Consider the following 19,465-nt stretch of genomic DNA (forward strand, 5'->3'; position numbering starts at 1 on the left):
CATGGCAAGGGAGTGGTGCTGACGGCGGCAGCGAAGAAGCAGGCGAAGCAGCTGGAGGAGTTGGGCTATGGAGACTGCCCGATCTGTATGGCGAAGACGCAGTACAGCTTTTCCGACGATCAGAAGCTGCTGGGAGCGCCGAAGGACTTCGAGGTGACGGTAAGGAACCTGAAGATATCGGCAGGAGCGGGGTTCATCGTGGCATTGACAGGAGAGATCATGACGATGCCGGGACTGCCGAAGGTACCGGCCGCGGAGAAGATCGATGTGGATGAGAGCGGCAAGATCACAGGCCTGTTCTAAGATGAAAAATCTGTAATAGCTTTTTGTTTATTTATTTGGGGACAGTCCTCCAGGCTGTCCCCTTTTTGGAAGATTTCTGACAGAAAATCGGAGGTAGGGAAATGGGATTTTCAACTGTACAGTGTAATGAATTTGTAGAAGTGCTTGCTTCGAAGGCTCCTGTACCGGGCGGCGGAGGCGCCAGCGCTCTGGTGGGGGCGGTAGGTACGGCTCTCGGAAATATGGTGGGTTCTCTGACCGTGGGAAAGAAGAAATATGCGGATGTGGAAGAGGAAATGTGGTCACTGAAATCCAAAGCAGATACTCTTCAAAAAGAGCTTCTTAACCTGATTGAAAGAGATGCGGAAGTATTCGAACCTTTGGCGAAAGCATATGGAATGCCCAGAGAAACAGAAGAGGAAAAAGCGGAAAAAGCCCGCGTAATGGAGATTGTTCTGAAGGACGCCTGCTCCGTTCCCATGGAGATCATGGAGAAATGCTGTGATGCCCTCGATCTGATCGTCGAATTTGCTGCGAAGGGCTCTGCTCTGGCTATCAGTGACGCAGGCGTAGGGGCAGTATTCTGCAAAGCGGCGCTCCAGGGTGCAAGCCTGAACGTATATATAAATACGAAGTCCATGAAGAACAGAGAATATGCGGAAGAACTGAATCAGAAAGCGGACGCGATGCTCGCAAAGTATACGAAGCTGGCGGACGAAGTATTTGAAAGTGTATTGGGAAGATTGAAATAACAGCCTGAGGGCTTGAACAAATTGATTACAACAGGAGGATTTTGCGATGGCAAAGCAGTTGCTCGGAAAAGAGGTTGCCGCCGCTTTGAATGAAAAGATCAAAGCGAATGTGGAAGGATTAAAAGCAAAAGGAATCAATCCCACGCTGGGAATCGTTCGTGTAGGAGAAAGACCGGATGATCTTTCTTATGAGAGAGGTGCGACGAAACGGTGCGATACTCTCGGGGTGGCAGTAGAAAAGTTCCTGCTTCCGGTGGACGTGACGCAGGAAGAACTGATGGCTACCATTGATAAGGTAAATGAGGATGAGAACATTCATGGGGTATTGATTTTCAGACCGCTCCCCAAGCATTTGGATGAAGCCGCCGTGATTAAGGCGCTGAAGCCGGAAAAGGATGTGGACGGGATTACAGACGGCTCCATGGTGGGAGTATTCGCCGGAACAAAACAGGGTTTTCCTCCCTGCACTCCTCAGGCGTGTATGGAAATCCTGGATCACTATGGAATTGACTGCACCGGTAAAAAAGCCGTTGTGGTAGGCAGAAGCCTTGTGGTCGGCAAGCCGGCTGCCATGATGCTGATCAAAAAGAATGCTACCGTTACCATATGCCATACGAGGACGAAGGATATGCCTTCTGTGACAAGAGAAGCGGATATCGTGATTGTAGCGGCAGGACGTGCCGGAGTTGTGAATGAGTCTTATGTGGCTCCCGGACAGGTAGTGATCGATGTGGGAATCAACGTGAATGACGAAGGAAAGCTCTGCGGCGACGTGAAATATGACACAGTGGAACCCATAGTGGACGCGATAACCCCCGTACCCGGAGGAGTAGGAGCAGTTACTACTTCCGTGTTGGTCGGACATGTGGTTGAAGCAGCCATGAGAACAGTGAAATAAAGAAATCAAAAATACCAGCCCCAACGGCAGACCATAGGTGACCCGGGGGCTGGTATTTTGATATACTTTGTAAAATCATCTCTGTGGAATGTTTACTTTAAGCAGTGTTTTTCTATGTATCCGGTAATAAAGCAGGCCGATTGCGTCTGCCAGGAGCCATCCGGCAGGCACAGACACCCAGATTCCGATCACTCCGATGGAAGGAACGGCAGAGAGAGCATAGGCCAGCGCAACACGGGTGCCCAGGGATACGACAGTGAGGATGACGGACATGCCCGGCTTCTGGACAGCCCGGTAAAGGCCGTAGAGCAAGAACAGGCAGCCGATGCCGCAGTAAAAGGCTCCTTCTATTCTCAGATACTGTACTCCAATGGCGAGAATCTCAGTCTCATGTGGCTGGACGAAAATCAACATGAGCGGCCGGGCAAATATGCAGACAGCAGCCGTGATCGCCAGGCAGAATAGAAGAGATACCAGCATGGCGCTTCGGATTCCTTTTTGAATCCGTTTTGTTTCATGAGCTCCGTAGTTTTGTGCGATAAACGTGGAAAAGGCGTTTCCGAAATCCTGTACCGGCATGTATGCAAAAGAATCAATTTTAACAGCAGCCGCAAAGGCAGCCATTACAACGGGACCAAAGCTGTTGATCAGACCCTGCACCATGAGGATGCCGAAATTCATAATGGACTGCTGCAGACAAGTCAAGAAGGAAAACTGTGCAATTTCTGTTAAATATTCTTTTTTAAATATTCTGTTCTTTTTTTGTATCCGGAATTCCGGAACGCGGATCAGAGTATACAGAAGAATACCTATGCCGGAGACAAACTGAGACAGGACTGTTGCAATGGCGGCACCTGCGACCCCCCAATGGAAGGAGAGGACAAATACCAGGTCTAAAATGATATTAAGTCCTGCGGAAATGCCGAGAAACAAAAGCGGTACCATGGAATTGCCGATGGAACGAAGGAGGGAGGCATAAAAATTATAAAGGAATGTCGCGCTGATCCCGATAAAGATAATCCATAGATAGCTTCTCATGAGAGGATAGATTTCAGGAGGAATCTGGAGCAGCCGCATGATCGGATCTATCCAAATAAAAACGGCGATATTGAGAAAAAGAGTACAGACGGCTATCAATATAAAAGATACGAAAAGGCTGGACTTCAGACGATCCATATCTCTTTCTCCATAACGGGTAGAAAAGACGACGCCGCTGCCCATGCAAAGCCCCATCAGGATAGAAGTAAGGAAGGTCATGAGCGTATAGGAAGAGCCTACGGCCGCCAGGGCATTGGAACCCAGGAACTGTCCTACAATAAGAGTGTCCGCAATATTATAAAGCTGCTGCAGAAGATTTCCCAGTATCATAGGGAGCGCAAAGCGCAGCATGGTTGATGTGATATTACCGTGTGTAAGGTCCCTCTTCATGACTCCTCCAATACAAATAGAAATTTATATATTTCGTTTCGTATTGATTCTAGGATATATTTTAATTTATGTCAATATTATTATTTCTTTTTGTTGCGAAAGAGGTGAGAATTTAGTAAAATATAACAAAATATAGAAAAACGAGGTGGCAATATGTTTTTGAGTGGGTTAGACGATCTGGACCAGAAAATCTTAACGCTTCTGATAGAAAACGCGAGACTTTCTTATTCTGATATCGGAGAGAAGACAGGTATTTCCCGTGTGGCGGTGAAGGCCAGGATAAGTGCCCTGGAGGACAAAGGAATCATAGAAGAATATACGACTGTCATCAATCCGCAGAAGATAAGCGGAGCCGTATCCTGCTATTTTGAAATTGAAACAGAACCTGCCTGTCTTCAGGACGTCATAGACCGTCTGAACGGAAATGAATCCATCACACAGATTTATCGAGTGACCGGCAGGAGCAAGCTTCATGTACATGCAGTCGCAGCAGGGCAGGAGGAGATGGAGCGCCTCATACGGCAGGAAATGGATACGCTCCCCGGAATTCTGAATATCAGCTGCGATACGATTTTGTCCCGGATCAAGGATATCAAAGGCCTTCGGCTTTAGAGGTCTGCATTTCTGATTGACAAGATGGGAAATATGTGTTTTTATTACATTAAATAAAAATTCATTGAAAATTAATTCAACGAAAAAACGAGGAAAATCAATGGGTCTGAGGTCCGAGCAGAAGGAAAGAAGGAAAGAAACGATCATTTGGGCGGCTGTAGATCAATTTTTGTCTAAAGGGTATTCCACCACTAAGATTGAGGATATTGCAAAGGCTGCAGGAATGAGTTCGGGGCTTTTGTTTCATTATTTTAATTCCAAAGAAAATCTTTATGAAGAGCTGATCAAAATGGGAATGGATGGAAAAAACGTACCGTTTGAAATGGACTTTTCCTCGCCTCTGGCGTTTTTCCAAAATTATATAATTAAACTTCTTTCTCTTGTAAAGGAAAAACCTCAGGCGGCAAAATTATTTGTTCTGACGGCACAGGCACAGAGAGGAGACGGCGCCCCTGAGAGAATACGCAGGCTGGCCAGAAATGAAAACACCATAGAATTTTCGGCTGAGCTGATACGGCTGGGACAGATGCAGGGAAGCATTCGGAAAGGAGACGCTGTGGCTTTATCACTGGCTTTTTGGTGCAGTGTCCAGGGGATCATGGAACAGCTGGCGGTCAGCGAGACTTCACCGGTTCCGGATCCGGACTGGCTTCTGGATATTCTGAGAGGGAAATAATCGATATGGTTCCTGGTAATCTTCCATTAAATATGATAAACTGATAAAAACAAAATACAGGAGGTATGGAAAATGGCGACTCCTCACAACCAGGCGGCCACAGGCGAAATAGCGGAAAGCATTCTGCTGCCGGGCGATCCGCTGAGAGCGAAATTTATTGCGGAGAATTTTCTGGAGGATGTAAAGGAATTCAACTCCGTGCGGAATATGCTGGGGTATACGGGAAACTATCAGGGAAAACGAGTATCGGTCATGGGAACGGGCATGGGCTGTCCGTCCATAGGGATATATTCTTATGAACTGATCCATTTTTATGGTGTGAAGAATCTGATCCGGGTGGGATCCTGCGGAAGCATTCAGGAGCATGTGCAGGTGGGAGATATCGTGATGGCCATGGGGGCCAGTACCGACGGCAATTATGCCCACCAGTATAAACTGCCGGGGACTTATTCCGCAACGGCCTCCTATGAGCTGCTTGCAAGAGCCGTGCAGTCGGCATCCGAACACGGATTTTCTCATGTGGAAGGAAATATTCTTTCTTCTGATCTTTTCTACACGGAAACACCCGAATGGAAGGAATGGGCGAAGATGGGGCTTTTGTCCATCGAGATGGAAAGCTATGCGCTTTACTGCAATGCGAACCGGGCCGGGGTTCGGGGGCTGGGGATCTTTACGGTATCCGATTCCATTGTGACAGGAGAATCCCTTCCGGCGGAGGAACGCCAGGTCGGATTCACCAATATGATGCAGGTGGCATTGGAGACGGCCGTTTTCTTTACGGAATAGGAGAGCTTTGCGGGATCGGGATGGAGAGCGCGTCAAATGTCTCTTTGGAGAGACAAGCTCCCCTTGTCCCGACGACTGCCGCAGAAACCCGGTTGGCAGTCCGGATGGATTCTTTCAGGGAAAGTCCCGATGCCAGACAGGCCATGACGGCTCCGATATGCGCGTCTCCAGCGCCTATGGTGTCTGTAACGGAATCTGTCTGTACCGGGGGGATGTATCCACAGGAAACTCCGTCATCGTAGTAAGCGCCGTTTTCTCCCAGTGTGATGATCACGATGTTTTCGGTGAGGGTGTGAAGCGCCTGAGCAGCCTGTTCCACTGCTGTTTCTCCGGTATAGGACAGCGCCTCTGTCTCATTCAGGTGAAGAACGGGGCGCAGCGCAAAAAGACGCTTCATCTTGTCCGGTCCAATCTGGCATATCCGGGGCCCCGGAGCGAAAAATATCCGAAGGCCAGGAGTGGCTTCCAGATAGCGGAGGATAGCTTCCCCTGTGGATTCTTCTATTTCAAGGCCGCACACATAGGTATAGTCTCGGCAGTTTTTTGGGAGGAGCTGGAACCATTCCTCCCGGAACCGGTATTCGGCGCCATGGCAGGAAAGAAAGGTCCGCTCTCCGCTGTCTTCTACGAAGCAATAACAGCATCCGTTTTTTTCGTCAGGTGCCGGGATGGGAACAGAGACATTTCGTGCGGCAAGCTCACCGCGTATGAAGTCTCCGTAGACTCCTGTCCCTATGGGGGAAAATAAGACTGCCGGGACCTGGAACAGCCGAATCGTATGAAAGACATTCCAGGCACACCCGCCCAAGGACATTTCCTGACTTATGATATGAATATCTTCTCCGGTGGAGGGAAGATGTGGAATCCGTATGATGACATCGGCTGCGGCAGAGCCGATCACTAGACAATTTGGCATTGTAAAGCCTCCCTTTCTTGACTGCCATTATAGTACCACAAAATGCCGGAAAAAGAAATGATATGGTCGGGGGCAAAGAGGTGATTATGAAATACAAAAAGCTGATAACCAACAGAATTCTGATCACGGGACTTCTTTTGATCATTCAGGTGGTATGGATGGCGATTCTTCTTTTAAAGCTGGGCAATTATTCTGTCTGGATCAATATTGCATTTTCTGTCCTCAGCGTTCTGATCGTGCTTTATATTATCGGTAAAGATGAAAACTCGGCGTATAAAATCGCCTGGATCATCCTGATCTTGTGTCTACCCTTGTTTGGCGGTCTTCTGTATCTTTGCTTCGGAAATAAAAATCCGTCTAAAAAGATGCGCAAGCGTCTGGAACTGGAGCACAGACGCCTTGAAAAGGAATTCCAGGGCGATGATATGGCCATTGATGAAATACGGGCGCTGGATGAACGGGCCTCAGGCGTCAGCACATATCTTAAAAATACCAGCGATTATACCATATATAAGGACACGGACTCCAAATATTATCCAGTGGGTGAGCTGATGTTCAAGGACATGCTGGAGGCTTTGGAAAAGGCGGAATATTATATCTTCATGGAATACTTTATCATAGAAGAAGGCGTCATGTGGAACAAGATTCTGGAGATTCTGGAGCGTAAGGTATCACAGGGTGTGGATGTCCGTCTTATCTATGACGATATGGGCTGTGTGGCGCTGCTGCCTGGCAGCTATGCGAAGATTCTGGAGAAAAAAGGGATAAAGTGTATGGCATTCAACCCATTCGTACCGTTTCTTTCCATGGTCATGAACCACAGGGACCACAGAAAGATCATGGTGATAGACGGCCATACGGCGTTTACCGGAGGAATAAACCTGTCAGACGAGTATATCAACTTAAAGCAGCGGTTCGGCCATTGGAAGGATACGGGAGTACGGCTTGTGGGAGAGGCAGTCTGGAATTTCACTCTGATGTTCCTGGAAATGTGGAATGCATACCGAAAGGAGGACAGGAGTCTGGAGCAGTATAAGACTCATGTCCATCATCCAAAAGCCTTTACAGGAAGCGGATATGTGCAGCCCTTCGGAGATTCTCCTCTGGATAATGAGACCGTTGCGGAAAATGTCTATATCGAGATACTTAACCAGGCGAGACATTACTGCTATATCTTCACGCCCTATCTGATCGTGGATAATGAGATGAAGACAGCTCTTTCTCTGGCCGCCAAACGGGGAGTTGATGTGCGGATCGTGACTCCGGGGATACCGGATAAACCTCTGGTCTTTCGGCTCACTCGTTCCAATTATGCGCCGCTCCTGCGGGCCGGCGTGAAGATATACGAATATACGCCGGGCTTTATCCATGCGAAGAGCTATGTGTGCGACGATGAATTTGCAGTTGTAGGGACCATCAATATGGACTACAGGAGTCTGTATCTGCACTTTGAATGCGGAACATTTATGTACCGGACGGAAGCGGTGATGGATCTTAAGATGGACGCTGTCCAGACCATAGGAAAGAGCCGTCCTGTTTCCCTCAGGGAATGCCGGACCGGAATTTTTGGAGGTCTGCTGGATTCGGTACTGCGGATACTGGCCCCTTTGTTTTAAAAATAATAGAAGGATTCATGCATCATATGGTGCGGAAGGAGGCTATATATGAAGGTGGGAATTTTGGGAGCGGGAAATATCGCCAATCAAATGGCGGAAGCTGTCTGCGGTCTTCGTGGAAAGCAGATAGAGGCATATGCCGTGGCGTCCAGGGCTCATGCGCGGGCAAAGGCATTTGCAGATAAATACGGTTTTAAAAAAGCGTATGGTTCATATGAAGAGCTGGTAAATGACGGAGAGGTGGACCTGATTTATGTGGCGACACCTCATTCCCACCATTATGAGCATATGAAGCTGTGCCTGAATCATGGGAAAGCCGTCCTGTGTGAAAAAGCATTTACTGTAAATGCTGCACAGGCCAGAAAAATCTGTGCTCTTTCAGAAGAAAAAGGAATCCTGGCGGCAGAGGCCATATGGACCCGCTATATGCCCAGCCGGAAGATGATCGACGAGATCATCGCAGCCGGCGCCATCGGGGAGGTACGTTCTCTCAGTGCCAATTTGTGCTATGTCATCCACCATGTTCCGCGGTTAAAGGATCCGGCCTTGGCTGGAGGAGCGCTTCTTGACGTGGGTGTCTATACACTGAATTTCGCCTCCATGGTCTTTGGAGACGACGTAAAGGCAATGACTTCAACAGCCGTGCTGACAGACGCCGGCGTGGACGAACAGAACAGCATTACTCTGACTTATGAAGACGGCAGGATGGCTTATCTTTACAGCGGAATGTCAGTCCAGAGTGACAGAGAAGGGACCATAAACGGAGATAAGGGATACATAAAGGTTCAGAATATCAACAACTGTGAATACATCCGTGTATATGACCTGGACCGGAAGCTGAAAGCGGAATATAAGGCGCCGGGTCAGATAAACGGATATGAATACGAAGTGCTGGCCTGCCAGGAAGCGCTTAAAAACGCTGCGGTCGAATGCCCTCAGATGCCTCATTCTGAGACCATACGCATCATGGAATGGATGGATCAGCTCAGAGCTTCGTGGGGAGTTGCATATCCCTGTGAATAAAGAAACAGGGACAGGCAGAATCAGGAGACAAGAGAGGCGGAAATTGAATGGATGGATGGAAGACGAGGTGGAGTGATTCCGTTACCCCCGATCATGTCTGGGGGGAATATCCCAGACCTTCTCTGGTGCGAAACGGCTGGATGAGTCTGAACGGCCTGTGGGAATATAAATTTACAGAAGATGAAAATATGCCGGAAGCATTTGAAGGACAGATTCTTGTCCCTTTTTCTCCGGAAGCGCCTCTGTCCGGTGTGAACCGGCAGCTTATGCCGGAAGAGCTGCTCTGGTACCGGAGGTTTTTTTCGGTTGGAGATATACTGCGAAAGTATGATGCCGGCCGGCTGCTTCTGCATTTTGGAGCGGTGGACCAGTCCTGTACGATATACATCAATGGGAAAGAAGCAGGAAGCCATGTGGGCGGATATCTGCCGTTCACATTGGACATCACGGATTTTTGCAGCAGGGAGGCGGAAAACGAGTTACTGCTTAAGGTGAAAGATGTAAGTGATACCTCATGGCACAGCAGAGGGAAGCAGAAGCTCGACTGCGGCGGTATGTTTTATACGGCCCAAAGCGGTATCTGGCAGCCGGTCTGGCTGGAATCCGTGCCAGAGGATCCTGTCCGCTATGTCAGGATACGCACAGACTATGAGGAAGGACAGGTTAAGATCAAGGTGGGGACCAGGAAAACGGTCCCGGTACAGATAATGGTCTTAAAGCCGTTTTCCGATCTACTTGTAACGGAATTTTCGGAACACGGAGCTTTGCCTGAGGGAGAATGGGAAGAAGAAAAGGTTAGGATCAAGGCTTCTGGGAACCGGGAGTGGACGATTGACCTCGAGGATTTTGAGAGCTGGTCACCGGAGCATCCCTTTCTTTATGGAGTGCTCATAAAAACGAAACAGGATTCTGTACTCAGTTATTTTGCCATGCGAAAATGTGAGGTCAAAAAAGATGAAAATGGAATCTCCAGGATTTTTCTGAATGGCCGTCCTTATTTTCAGACAGGTGTTCTGGACCAGGGATATTGGCCTGACGGCCTTTATACGGCTCCCTGTGACCAGGCGCTTATCTATGATATTGAGCTGGCAAAAGACATGGGATTCCGGATGATGAGAAAACATGTGAAGATAGAACAGGAGAGGTGGTATTATCACTGTGACAGGCTGGGAATGTTGGTCTGGCAGGATATGGTCAACGGAGGGAGTTCATACAGACAGTGGTTTGTCACCTATCTGGCGACTGTTTTTAACTATCTCCATATTTCTGTGAAAGACCGCTGGCAGAGGCTTCTGTCCCGAAGGGAGAAGGAAGGCCGCGCAGAGTTTTGCAAAGAGGTCAGGGAGACGGTGAAGGTCCTTTACAATCATCCGTGTATTGTCTGCTGGGTTCCGTTCAATGAAGGATGGGGGCAGTTTGATGCAGAAGGGATCACAGAAGAGATTCGGAGCCTTGACGGAACCCGCATCATAGATCAGGCCAGCGGCTGGTATGACCAGGGAGGAGGAGACATCAAAAGCATCCATTCTTATTTTCTGCCTTTTATATTTCGGAAGGAGGGGCGGGCAGCAGCTCTTACTGAGTTCGGTGGCTATTCCCTGCAGATAGATGGGTATCGTCTCGGCGGAAAGGCATACGGTTATAAGCGGTTTGAATCGGAGGAGACACTTAAGAAGGGTTTGGAGCGTCTCATGGAAAAAACCGTGATTCCTTCTGTGAGAAAAGGGATATCCGCCACGGTATATACCCAGCTTTCAGATATTGAAGATGAAATAAATGGGTTGATGACATACGACAGGAGCATTGCCAAGGTAGATAAAAACTGGATGAAGGTTTTGAATGAGCGGCTTATCCGACAGGGAGAACCAAAAGGTATTTCGGTGAGTACGAGGGGAAAAAAGACGCCGTTTAATAAAAAAAATCGCGCGGCAGTGTCTATTATTGGAGGCAGTGACGGACCGACTGCTGTTTTTCTGGCAGGAAAGAGCAGACATAAAAAAGACCGGGAGAGATGGGAAAGGCGTCTGAAGTCTCTTTGCCGCAGTACGGTGCCCGGCACTCACACCGTTGAAGAACTGGAGAAATATCTGATCGAGAAATATGGGGCGGAGAAGCAGGATCCGAATTCCCGTTCCTATGAGATGGCCAGGCGATGTATGTGGGGAAACCTGGTGCTTGACGAACGTCCGGATCTCGTAAAAACTCCGATGCCGGCGCCTATTGGAAGGCATCCGGAGAAAGCAGAGCTGGAGGCGTATATCGGCCGGATAGAGAAGCGGAACCAGGAGGCAGAGCAGATTTCTTCCGATCTGCTTCCCATGAGATACGAGAGGTATCGGATCCTTTTAAGGAAAGACGGGAAGGTATGTGGGGAAATGAATGTGGAGACAGAGGCGGTGCGCCAGCGTATGTCAGTCTCTTTTTCCACGGAAGGCAGATGGGATGAAGCGAATGAAATGGCAGCAGACATTTACCGGTATTTCGGAGTCAGTACAGAGGATATGGAGAATAGGAGTGAACGATTCCTGGCTTATGCGGCTGCCGTGGGTGTGAACAGACATCCGTAAGCCAGAAAACCGGCCCGTGCTATATGCACGAGCCGGTTTTGCCGTATGAAATGTAATCAAACGTCCAGCTTCATATCCCCGTCCTTAATCCAGTTCTTTTTTCTCATGAACCAGGATATCAGACAGGCAAGGACACCAGGAAGCAGGAAATGGAGCAGAGCAATCTTCAGAAGCACGATACCTGCGCCTTCTGCCGCGGCCATAGTCTGGAAAGTCATGATCTGTCCCACCAGGCCGGCGGTCCCCATTCCGGAGCCGACGGGATTGTTGGTCATATGAAAGACCATGGTGGACAGAGGCCCTAATATGGCGCTGGTGATAATAGCTGGCAGCCAGATGACCGGTTTTCTGACGATATTGGGAACCTGAAGCATACTGGTTCCGATACCCTGCGCCAGCAGACCGCCCATTTTGTTTTCTTTATAGCTGGCTACCGCAAAACCGATCATGTTGGCGCAGCATCCGACCGTAGCCGCTCCCGCGGACAGGCCGGCCAGGCTCAGAGAGACGCCAAGGGCCGCGGAGCTTATGGGCAGGGTGAGGATCATCCCCATCAGGACGGATACAATGATTCCCATGAGGAAAGGCTGCTGTTCAGTTCCCCAATTGATCAGCGCGCCTAAAGAAGTCATAAAAGCGGAGATGGGAGGGCTGAGGACAAGGCCGACAGCGGAGCCGGCGGTGATACAGACGATCGGAGTCAGGACAATGTCCAGCTTCGTTTTGCCCGCGATCAAATGCCCGATTTCGATTCCCACATATGCGGCAATAAACGCGCCGAGAGGTTCGCCGGGGCCGGTCAGGATGATGCTTCCGTCAACAAGCACCTTTCCTGCGATGATCTGGCTGGCAAAAGCGCCGACCATACCGCTGGTGGCCGCGGAAAGGACTACCAGGGGACTTTCCTTAAATTTGCATGCTACGCCGCAGCCTATGCCTGCGCCTGTCAGAGCCGCGGCCATTTTGCCGAAGAAGAACAGAAAGTTCCCCACAGGTCCGCCAATCAGATTTCCGATCTGCTGGATGATGGTTCCGACGATCAATGTGGAAAAGAGGCCAGTGGCCATGCCGCTGAGGCCGTCGATGAACAGCCGGTTCAGCCATTTTTTCATAAGTGTTACCGCCTTTCTCATACTTTGCTTTACTCTCCCAGACAATACTTATGTAAAAATAATAAATACAACTGTCTTGTCAGATGCCGCAACCCAGCATACCACAGAACAAGAAAAGAAGCAAGAGATTTTTATGAGAATTCATGGAAAAGAAATTGCGGTAAAGTCCCGTATATGATACAATTGGCGTACATGGATGCTGGGTTTCATGTTTCCGTTTTTTGGAAATATTAGTAAGGAAACTCTGATTTCTATATGGGGGAGGCGGGAACGTTTATGAAAAGACTTAAAAAAAGAAAGCTTCAAATGGGAGTATCCTTGTTTGTCATCCTGATGCTTTTGGCCGGCTGCGGCAGGAAACAGGAGGAAACTGAGAAAGCGGCTGAAACGGTGAAAGCTACGGAAACGGTTCCAGAAACGGAGGCTGTCACTGAAACGGCAGAGACAGAGCCGGAAACAGAAGCGGTCCCGGAGGGGATGGTCAGGAGCTATCTGACCGGCCAGTGGGTGCCGGAGGAGATAGGCCGCAGACGTCCGGCGGCCGTGATGATCAGCAATGTGAAAGCCGCCCAGCCAAGCTATGGATTGAGTGCGGCGGATGTCATATACGAAGCTCCCGCAGAGGCCAGCGCCGTTCGTTTTGTTGCTTTTTTTGAGCGGTATGATGATCTGAAGGAGATAGGCTCTATCCGGAGCGCCAGGACTTATCATGCGTTCTTTCAAAAAGAATTTGAGTCCATTTTCTTCCACTACGGCCAGTGCGAATATGCGAGGCCTTATCTGGAGGGCGGCCAGTGCGACTGCGTAAACGGCGTAACAGGGGCCAGCGAATGGGCTTACCACAGTATGGAGGGCCGTGAGAAGCCTCATCATCATTTTACGTCGGGAGAAGAGATTGAGTATGCTATAGAACGGATGGGATATGATAACCAGTATCCGGAAAGCTATACGGGCCATTATCAGTTTGCAGCGGACGGAGAGACGCCGTTCATGCCTGACGCGTCGCCTGCCAGCCGGGTATCTGTGGAATACATTTCCAATAAGCCCTGGTTTGAATACAATGCCGAAGACGGTCTCTATTACCGCTATCAGTTCGAGGGGCCTCATATGGACGCCGGTAATGACGAACAGCTGGCATGCAGGAATATTATCATCCAAGTATGCGATTATGAACATTATTTTGATACGGATTATCTGAATATTTTTGTACAGGGAGAAGGCGCAGGACAATTTATCACCGACGGAAAGGTGATACCGGTCACCTGGAAAAAGGACGGAGAATGGGGAGTGACCCATTATTATGATTCACAGGGCAATGAGATCAAGCTGAACCAGGGAAAGACCTGGGTCTGTATTGTCCGCACAGAACGGGCCGGACGAGTGCAGATTTCATAAATAAAGGGTATAATGGGAAATCCCTTCTGCATATACTTTATCAGCATATACAGGAGGGATTTTTTATGGACAATTTTCATGTATACAAGGACATCCAGGCAAGAACGGGCGGAGAAATCTATGTGGGAGTGGTAGGGCCGGTACGGACGGGAAAATCCACTTTTATCAAGAGGTTCATGGATCTTTTGGTGCTGCCGAATATCAAGGATGCCCACGAGAAGAGCAGAGCACAGGATGAACTGCCGCAGTCGGCGGCTGGAAAGACCATTATGACGACGGAACCGAAATTTATACCGAAAGAAGCGGCAGCTATCCAGGTGGGGAATGACGTGGATGTAAAGGTGCGGCTGATCGACTGTGTGGGCTTTATGGTGGACGGAGCGAGCGGACATATAGAGAACGAAGAAGAGCGGATGGTGAAAACACCCTGGTTCGATTATGAGATTCCCTTTACCCAGGCAGCGGCCATCGGGACGGAAAAGGTCATTAAGGAACATTCCACCATTGGTATTGTCATCACCACCGACGGTTCCTTCGGAGAAATCCCCAGGGCCGGATACATAGAAGCGGAGAAACAGACCATCGATGAGCTGAGGGAGATCGGAAAACCCTTCGTTATGCTCCTCAACACCATGACGCCCTATTCCGATGAGGCCAAAGGGCTGGCAGAGAAGCTGTCCGAGGAATATCAGGTACAGGTGCTCCCGGTCAACTGCGAGCAGCTTAAAAAAGACGATATAACCAGGATACTGGAAGAAGTGCTGAATGAATTTCCGGTATCGGAATTGGATTTCTATATGCCGAAATGGGCGGAGATCCTGCCTGCCACCCACTGGCTGAAGGAAAAGATTCTGGGCATCGTGAAGGAGATGATGGGCGGCATCACATATATGAAGGACCTGTTATCGGAATATATCCAGGGAGACGATTCTCCCATAAAGAGAGTACAGCTGCGGCGTGCTGATCTGTCCGACGGAAAGGTCTCTCTCGACGTGATGGTAGACGATGGAGTTTATTATCAGATACTGAGCGATTACACCGGCGTACCCATTGGCGGAGAATATCAGCTGATGGGGATTTTGAAGCAGTTCTCCAAGACGAAAGGAGAATATGACAAGATGAAGAATGCCATGGACGCTGTCCGGCAAAAAGGATATGGAGTCATCATGCCGGAGCGGAGCGAGATTCTTCTGGATGATCCGGAGGTCATTAAGCACGGGAATAAATTTGGAGTCAAGATCCATGCACAGGCTCCTTCCATCAACCTGATTCGGGCTTCCATAGAAACAGAGATCGCTCCCATCGTGGGAGATGAGAAACAAGCGGAGGACCTGATCGCTTATATCCGGGAGAACAGCCAGGAAAATGACGACGGCGTTTGGAATACCAGTATTTTTGGAAAATCCATAGAACAGATCGTCACAGACGGCATACAGACAAAGGTCGCTCAGATGACCGACTCCTGTCAGCTGAAACTTCAGGAAACCCTCCAGAAGATCATCAACGACAGCAATGGCGGCATGATCTGTATCATTATCTGATTGTTGACTTTCAGTCGGGAAGCTTTTATACTGGTTCTGATAACTGCAGAGAGAAATAAGGGTGCATAGATCCGGCGGCGCCGGCTGATTCCAATACCGCCGCAGGCCGGAATGTGCATCTTTCAAAGCTTCGACAGAGAATCACAAGAGGATGACAGAATGGACGAACAGACTATGATTTATATCGGCATCATTGCCGGAGTGCTTTTGATTCTGCTGGTACAATATTTTATATCCAGAAAAGCGCACTATCGGAATATATGCCAGAAGGTAAAGGAACAGTGGGGAAAGGTTTCAGACCGGGAATATACACTGGAAGAGTTCGACAAAATTTCCCACTACTATGAGCAGCATAAGGGAGAAAGGTTTTCCATCGACGATATTACATGGAATGATATGGGGATGGACGATATTTTTCTCCTTTTGAATACGACCGGATCGGCAATTGGAGAAGAATACCTGTACTGGGCGCTCCGCACGCCGGAATTTGATGAAAAGGTTCTTAAGCGCCGCTCGGAGCTGGCAGATTATTTCCGTGCCAATACTACGGCACGGGAACAGTACGCAGTCTGTTTCGCACAGATGGGAAGAAAGAAAAGGATCGCACTTGCGGATTACGTCCATAAGCTGAAAGAAATGCCAAAAACAGCAGCATGGCCCCATGTGCTGGCGATACTGCTTTTGATCGGTGCCATCGGCTCCTTCGGGATTCGTCCGGCCTATGGCATCGGGATTCTGCTGTGTGTCATTATATTCAATGTCATCACCTATTATAAATATAAAGGGGACATGGATGTCTATTTCCAATGTATGTCTGAAGTGGCGGATCTGGTGGAATATGGCCTCAGGCTGAACCGGATCGACATAAAAGCAGAGATTCTGGAGCCTTATCAGAAAAATCTCAGGGAGACTTGCTCAGGCCTTAAGCCGGTCAGGAGCCAGTCATGGATTCTGTCCACCAAATCAGGAGTGGGAGGTTCCCTTATGGAAGCCGCCATAGACTACATGTGCATGATGACACATCTGGATCTTCTGATGTTCCACAAGATTACAAAAGTGATAAAGAATAAGGGAGCGGAGCTGGAGCTCCTTATGGAAACCATGGGATGCCTGGAACTTGGACTCTGTATCGGATCCTACCGGGAGTTTCTGGGTTCCTTCTGTGAACCGGTTTTTCACAGAAAGTCCTCCGGAACACTCTGCTGCCAGGAAATCTATCATCCGCTGGTGGAGAATGCCGTACCGAATACCATAAGGACGGACAAGCCGGTGCTGGTGACCGGCTCCAATGCTTCCGGTAAGTCCACATTCCTTAAAACCATCGGAATAAACGCTATATTGGCCCAGACCATATACACGGTTTCAGCAAAGTATTATGAAACGGATTTTTGCAAGGTGTATTCGTCCATGGCTTTGAGTGACAGCCTGGAGACTAAAGAAAGCTATTACATGGTAGAGATAAAATCCCTCAAGCGGATATTGGATACCATTGGAGATGAGATACCGGTGCTCTGTTTCGTCGATGAGGTCCTGCGCGGCACCAATACGGTGGAACGGATTTCTGCGTCCGCCAAGATTCTGGAGAGTATGGCGGGGAAAAACGTACTATGCTTTGCCGCTACCCATGACATCGAGCTGACTAAGCTTCTTTGTGATCTATATGCCAACTACCATTTTGAAGAGCAGATCGAAGACAATGACGTCCTGTTTTCCTATAAGCTGTATCCTGGCAGGGCGGAGACCAGAAATGCAATCCGGCTGCTGAGCATCATGGGATACGACGGCAGGATCATTGAAAATGCTCAGGCTATGGCAGAGCGGTTTGTAAAAACCGGAGAATGGAGTTTGGAATAGCATGACTATGAAGGTTACGATATATACGGACGGCTCGGCCAGGGGAAATCCCGACGGGCCTGGAGGCTATGGAGCGGTTCTCCAATATGTGGACGGCAGCGGCGTGCTCCATGAGAAGGAGTTGTCCGCCGGATATAAGAAGACGACGAATAACCGGATGGAACTCATGGGAGTCATTGCAGGCCTGGAGGCCTTAAACAGACCATGTGAGGTGGAAATCGTTTCGGATTCGGCCTATGTGGTGAAGGCATTCACGGAGCATTGGCTGGACGGATGGATTCGGAAGGGATGGAAGCGCGGAAAGAATGAGCCGGTGAAAAACGTGGATCTGTGGAAACGGCTTTTGAAAGCAAAGGAACCGCATGATGTATCTTTTCGATGGGTAAAGGGGCATGCAGGACATCCGGAAAATGAAAGATGCGACTGTCTGGCGACGGCCGCTGCAGACGGAGACGATCTTTTAACAGACGAGGGCGCTTGACAGCGTCCTTTTCCACTTTATTCTTGCAGAAAAAAGCGGTCTGTGATACGATATGATAATGAGTAAAAATATGGACGATTTTACAAGGAGGAGATAATAGATGTCTCAAAATGTATACGACACCCTGGTAGAACGCGGTTTCATAGAACAGGCTACCAACGCGGATGAGATTCGTGAGATGCTTGGGAAGGAACGGGTGACGTTTTACATCGGTTTCGATGCTACAGCTGACAGTCTGACGGCTGGACATTTTCTGACCATCATGGCCATGATGCATATGCAGAAGGCCGGACACCGCCCCATCGCTCTTCTGGGTGGCGGGACTACCATGGTGGGCGATCCAAGCGGCAAATCGGATATGCGTAAAGTCATGACAAAGGAGACGATCGCGCACAATGCCGAGTGCTTTTATAATCAGCTGTCCCGCTTCATAAGCTTTGATAATGACGGTGCGATCATCGAAAACAACGCCGACTGGCTTTTAAATCTGAATTATGTGGATTTTCTCCGGGATGTGGGGGCCCATTTCAGCGTAAATAAAATGCTGACCGCGGAATGCTATAAGCAGAGGATGGAAAAAGGCCTGACGTTTTTCGAATTCAATTATATGGTCATGCAGTCCTATGATTTCCTGGTGCTGAACCGGAAGCATGGATGCAGGCTGCAGATGGGCGGCAATGACCAGTGGTCCAATATCATAGGAGGCGTGGAGCTCATCCGCAGAAAGGAGAGCATGCCGGCATATGGCCTCACATTTAAGCTTCTCACCACCAGTGAAGGCATTAAGATGGGAAAGACCATGAAGGGAGCCGTGTGGCTGGATCCGGCCAAGACATCTCCTTATGAATTTTACCAATACTGGAGGAACATTGAGGACGCAAAGGTAGAAGAATGCCTTGGCCTTCTTACTTTCCTTCCCATGGATGAAGTGAGGCGGCTGGGAGCTTTAGAGGGTGCAGAGATCAACTGCGCGAAAGAAGTGCTGGCCTATGAGATCACCAAGATCGTTCACGGTGAAAAAGAAGCGGAAAAGGCTCAGGAGGCCGCTAAGGAGTTGTTCGCCCGGGGCGGCATGAGTGAGGACATGCCTACCACCGTATACAGGAAGACAGACTTGGATGATGGGAAGGATCTGATCACTCTGCTTGTGGATACGAAGCTGGTGCCCACCCGGTCGGAAGGGCGCAGATTGATCACCCAGGGAGGAGTGACGGTAAACGGTGAAAAGGTGACGGCCATTGACCGGAAATTTACCAGTGCCGATCTGAAGGACGGCGCTCTGCTCATAAAAAAGGGAAAGAAAGCGTATCATCAGGTTAAAATAGAAGCGTAACGGATAAATCAAGATCAGAAATGGAGGGTTTTCCATGGGAGCATTTTTTTCAGTACTGTATCAGACCGCAGTAAAATTTGTATTTTTGGGAGCGTTGGCATTTGGCGGTATCATGTGCGGGATCAAGCTGAGGAAACACAAAGATGCCAAGGTGAACGAAGACCCGGCAAAAAAATAAAGACAAAATGAAACA

18 protein-coding genes are annotated in these 19,465 nt (G+C 49.0%); 15 read left to right on the forward strand and 3 right to left on the reverse strand.

The features are described 5' to 3' along the window. The 3 genes from LQE92_RS00005 to LQE92_RS00015 all read left to right on the forward strand — a co-directional run. Positions 1–303, forward strand: a 303-nt coding sequence (locus LQE92_RS00005; RefSeq protein ID WP_231060973.1) for a formate--tetrahydrofolate ligase, incomplete at its 5' end; no start/stop codon positions are given. Between the two features lie 101 nt (positions 304–404). Further along, positions 405–1,034, forward strand: coding sequence for a cyclodeaminase/cyclohydrolase family protein (locus LQE92_RS00010; RefSeq protein ID WP_231060974.1), 630 nt, complete (start codon positions 405–407; stop codon positions 1,032–1,034). Positions 1,035–1,080: 46 nt separating this feature from the next. Beyond that, positions 1,081–1,932: a bifunctional 5,10-methylenetetrahydrofolate dehydrogenase/5,10-methenyltetrahydrofolate cyclohydrolase gene (locus LQE92_RS00015; RefSeq protein ID WP_231060975.1), complete on the forward strand. Its 852-nt coding sequence runs from the start codon at positions 1,081–1,083 to the stop codon at positions 1,930–1,932. A gap of 75 nt (positions 1,933–2,007) precedes the next feature. Here LQE92_RS00015 and LQE92_RS00020 read toward each other — a convergent pair whose 3' ends face one another. Beyond that, entirely contained in the window at positions 2,008–3,360 is a 1,353-nt protein-coding gene (locus LQE92_RS00020; protein WP_231060976.1) for an MATE family efflux transporter, read from the reverse strand. A gap of 153 nt (positions 3,361–3,513) precedes the next feature. Here LQE92_RS00020 and LQE92_RS00025 point away from each other — a divergent pair, with 153 nt between their 5' ends. The 3 genes from LQE92_RS00025 (at position 3,514) to deoD (ending at position 5,434) form a co-directional block, all read left to right on the forward strand. Continuing rightward, on the forward strand, positions 3,514–3,972 hold the full coding sequence (locus tag LQE92_RS00025; RefSeq protein WP_231060977.1) for an Lrp/AsnC family transcriptional regulator: 459 nt from the start codon (positions 3,514–3,516) through the stop codon (positions 3,970–3,972). Positions 3,973–4,072: 100 nt separating this feature from the next. Continuing rightward, positions 4,073–4,648, forward strand: coding sequence for a TetR/AcrR family transcriptional regulator (locus LQE92_RS00030; RefSeq protein ID WP_231060978.1), 576 nt, complete (start codon positions 4,073–4,075; stop codon positions 4,646–4,648). 72 nt (positions 4,649–4,720) lie between these two features. Beyond that, positions 4,721–5,434 (forward strand): purine-nucleoside phosphorylase, encoded by a 714-nt coding sequence (gene deoD, locus LQE92_RS00035; RefSeq protein ID WP_231060979.1) that lies wholly within the window; start codon positions 4,721–4,723, stop codon positions 5,432–5,434. On the opposite strand, the gene LQE92_RS00040 is transcribed toward deoD, so the two are convergent. Next, positions 5,424–6,350: a PfkB family carbohydrate kinase gene (locus LQE92_RS00040; RefSeq protein ID WP_231060980.1), complete on the reverse strand. Its 927-nt coding sequence runs from the start codon at positions 6,348–6,350 to the stop codon at positions 5,424–5,426. The two genes, deoD and LQE92_RS00040, sit on opposite strands and share 11 nt — an antisense overlap. Positions 6,351–6,436: 86 nt before the next feature. Between LQE92_RS00040 and cls the strand changes: the two genes are divergently transcribed. The 3 genes from cls to LQE92_RS00055 are packed head-to-tail and all read left to right on the forward strand — an operon-like array spanning position 6,437 to position 11,556. After that, positions 6,437–7,966: a cardiolipin synthase gene (cls, locus tag LQE92_RS00045; RefSeq protein ID WP_231060981.1), complete on the forward strand. Its 1,530-nt coding sequence runs from the start codon at positions 6,437–6,439 to the stop codon at positions 7,964–7,966. Between the two features lie 48 nt (positions 7,967–8,014). Continuing rightward, a complete protein-coding gene (locus LQE92_RS00050; RefSeq protein WP_231060982.1) occupies positions 8,015–8,989 on the forward strand; it encodes a Gfo/Idh/MocA family protein in 975 nt (324 codons plus the stop codon). Positions 8,990–9,036: 47 nt separating this feature from the next. Beyond that, complete coding sequence (locus LQE92_RS00055; protein ID WP_331001201.1) at positions 9,037–11,556, forward strand: glycoside hydrolase family 2 protein; 2,520 nt, start codon at positions 9,037–9,039, stop codon at positions 11,554–11,556. 56 nt (positions 11,557–11,612) lie between these two features. Here the strand turns inward: LQE92_RS00055 and LQE92_RS00060 are convergent, their stop codons facing one another. Further along, positions 11,613–12,668 carry a PTS transporter subunit IIC gene (locus LQE92_RS00060; RefSeq protein WP_231060983.1) on the reverse strand — a complete coding sequence of 352 codons (1,056 nt, stop codon included), beginning with the start codon at positions 12,666–12,668 and terminating at the stop codon, positions 11,613–11,615. Positions 12,669–12,944: 276 nt separating this feature from the next. On the opposite strand from LQE92_RS00060, the gene LQE92_RS00065 reads away from it, so the two are divergent. The 6 genes from LQE92_RS00065 (at position 12,945) to LQE92_RS00090 (ending at position 19,450) form a co-directional block, all read left to right on the forward strand. Beyond that, entirely contained in the window at positions 12,945–14,063 is a 1,119-nt protein-coding gene (locus LQE92_RS00065; RefSeq protein WP_231060984.1) for a DUF3048 domain-containing protein, read from the forward strand. 65 nt (positions 14,064–14,128) lie between these two features. Further along, on the forward strand, positions 14,129–15,604 hold the full coding sequence (gene spoIVA / locus LQE92_RS00070) for a stage IV sporulation protein A (protein WP_231060985.1): 1,476 nt from the start codon (positions 14,129–14,131) through the stop codon (positions 15,602–15,604). A gap of 159 nt (positions 15,605–15,763) precedes the next feature. Next, complete coding sequence (locus LQE92_RS00075) at positions 15,764–17,458, forward strand: MutS-related protein (protein ID WP_231060986.1); 1,695 nt, start codon at positions 15,764–15,766, stop codon at positions 17,456–17,458. A 7-nt stretch (positions 17,459–17,465) separates the two neighbouring features. Next, complete coding sequence (gene rnhA / locus LQE92_RS00080) at positions 17,466–17,939, forward strand: ribonuclease HI (protein WP_231060987.1); 474 nt, start codon at positions 17,466–17,468, stop codon at positions 17,937–17,939. 100 nt (positions 17,940–18,039) lie between these two features. Continuing rightward, complete coding sequence (tyrS, locus tag LQE92_RS00085) at positions 18,040–19,272, forward strand: tyrosine--tRNA ligase (RefSeq protein WP_231060988.1); 1,233 nt, start codon at positions 18,040–18,042, stop codon at positions 19,270–19,272. Positions 19,273–19,306: 34 nt separating this feature from the next. Further along, positions 19,307–19,450: a hypothetical protein gene (locus LQE92_RS00090; RefSeq protein WP_231060989.1), complete on the forward strand. Its 144-nt coding sequence runs from the start codon at positions 19,307–19,309 to the stop codon at positions 19,448–19,450. The last annotated feature ends 15 nt before the right edge of the window (positions 19,451–19,465 follow it).

Source organism: Lientehia hominis, from assembly GCF_021044755.1.
In the GTDB taxonomy this organism is placed as follows: domain Bacteria; phylum Bacillota; class Clostridia; order Lachnospirales; family Lachnospiraceae; genus Lientehia; species Lientehia hominis.

Excerpts from the sequence above, each read along its gene's own strand:
- LQE92_RS00010 (WP_231060974.1), top strand. The coding sequence starts at position 405 with ATGGGATTTTCAACTGTACAGTGTAATGAATTTGTAGAAGTGCTTGCT.
- LQE92_RS00015 (WP_231060975.1), top strand. The coding sequence starts at position 1,081 with ATGGCAAAGCAGTTGCTCGGAAAAGAGGTTGCCGCCGCTTTGAATGAA.
- LQE92_RS00020 (WP_231060976.1), bottom strand. The coding sequence starts at position 3,360 with ATGAAGAGGGACCTTACACACGGTAATATCACATCAACCATGCTGCGC.
- LQE92_RS00025 (WP_231060977.1), top strand. The coding sequence starts at position 3,514 with ATGTTTTTGAGTGGGTTAGACGATCTGGACCAGAAAATCTTAACGCTT.
- LQE92_RS00030 (WP_231060978.1), top strand. The coding sequence starts at position 4,073 with ATGGGTCTGAGGTCCGAGCAGAAGGAAAGAAGGAAAGAAACGATCATT.
- deoD (WP_231060979.1), top strand. The coding sequence starts at position 4,721 with ATGGCGACTCCTCACAACCAGGCGGCCACAGGCGAAATAGCGGAAAGC.
- LQE92_RS00040 (WP_231060980.1), bottom strand. The coding sequence starts at position 6,350 with ATGCCAAATTGTCTAGTGATCGGCTCTGCCGCAGCCGATGTCATCATA.
- cls (WP_231060981.1), top strand. The coding sequence starts at position 6,437 with ATGAAATACAAAAAGCTGATAACCAACAGAATTCTGATCACGGGACTT.
- LQE92_RS00050 (WP_231060982.1), top strand. The coding sequence starts at position 8,015 with ATGAAGGTGGGAATTTTGGGAGCGGGAAATATCGCCAATCAAATGGCG.
- LQE92_RS00055 (WP_331001201.1), top strand. The coding sequence starts at position 9,037 with ATGGATGGATGGAAGACGAGGTGGAGTGATTCCGTTACCCCCGATCAT.
- LQE92_RS00060 (WP_231060983.1), bottom strand. The coding sequence starts at position 12,668 with ATGAAAAAATGGCTGAACCGGCTGTTCATCGACGGCCTCAGCGGCATG.
- LQE92_RS00065 (WP_231060984.1), top strand. The coding sequence starts at position 12,945 with ATGAAAAGACTTAAAAAAAGAAAGCTTCAAATGGGAGTATCCTTGTTT.
- spoIVA (WP_231060985.1), top strand. The coding sequence starts at position 14,129 with ATGGACAATTTTCATGTATACAAGGACATCCAGGCAAGAACGGGCGGA.
- LQE92_RS00075 (WP_231060986.1), top strand. The coding sequence starts at position 15,764 with ATGGACGAACAGACTATGATTTATATCGGCATCATTGCCGGAGTGCTT.
- rnhA (WP_231060987.1), top strand. The coding sequence starts at position 17,466 with ATGAAGGTTACGATATATACGGACGGCTCGGCCAGGGGAAATCCCGAC.
- tyrS (WP_231060988.1), top strand. The coding sequence starts at position 18,040 with ATGTCTCAAAATGTATACGACACCCTGGTAGAACGCGGTTTCATAGAA.
- LQE92_RS00090 (WP_231060989.1), top strand. The coding sequence starts at position 19,307 with ATGGGAGCATTTTTTTCAGTACTGTATCAGACCGCAGTAAAATTTGTA.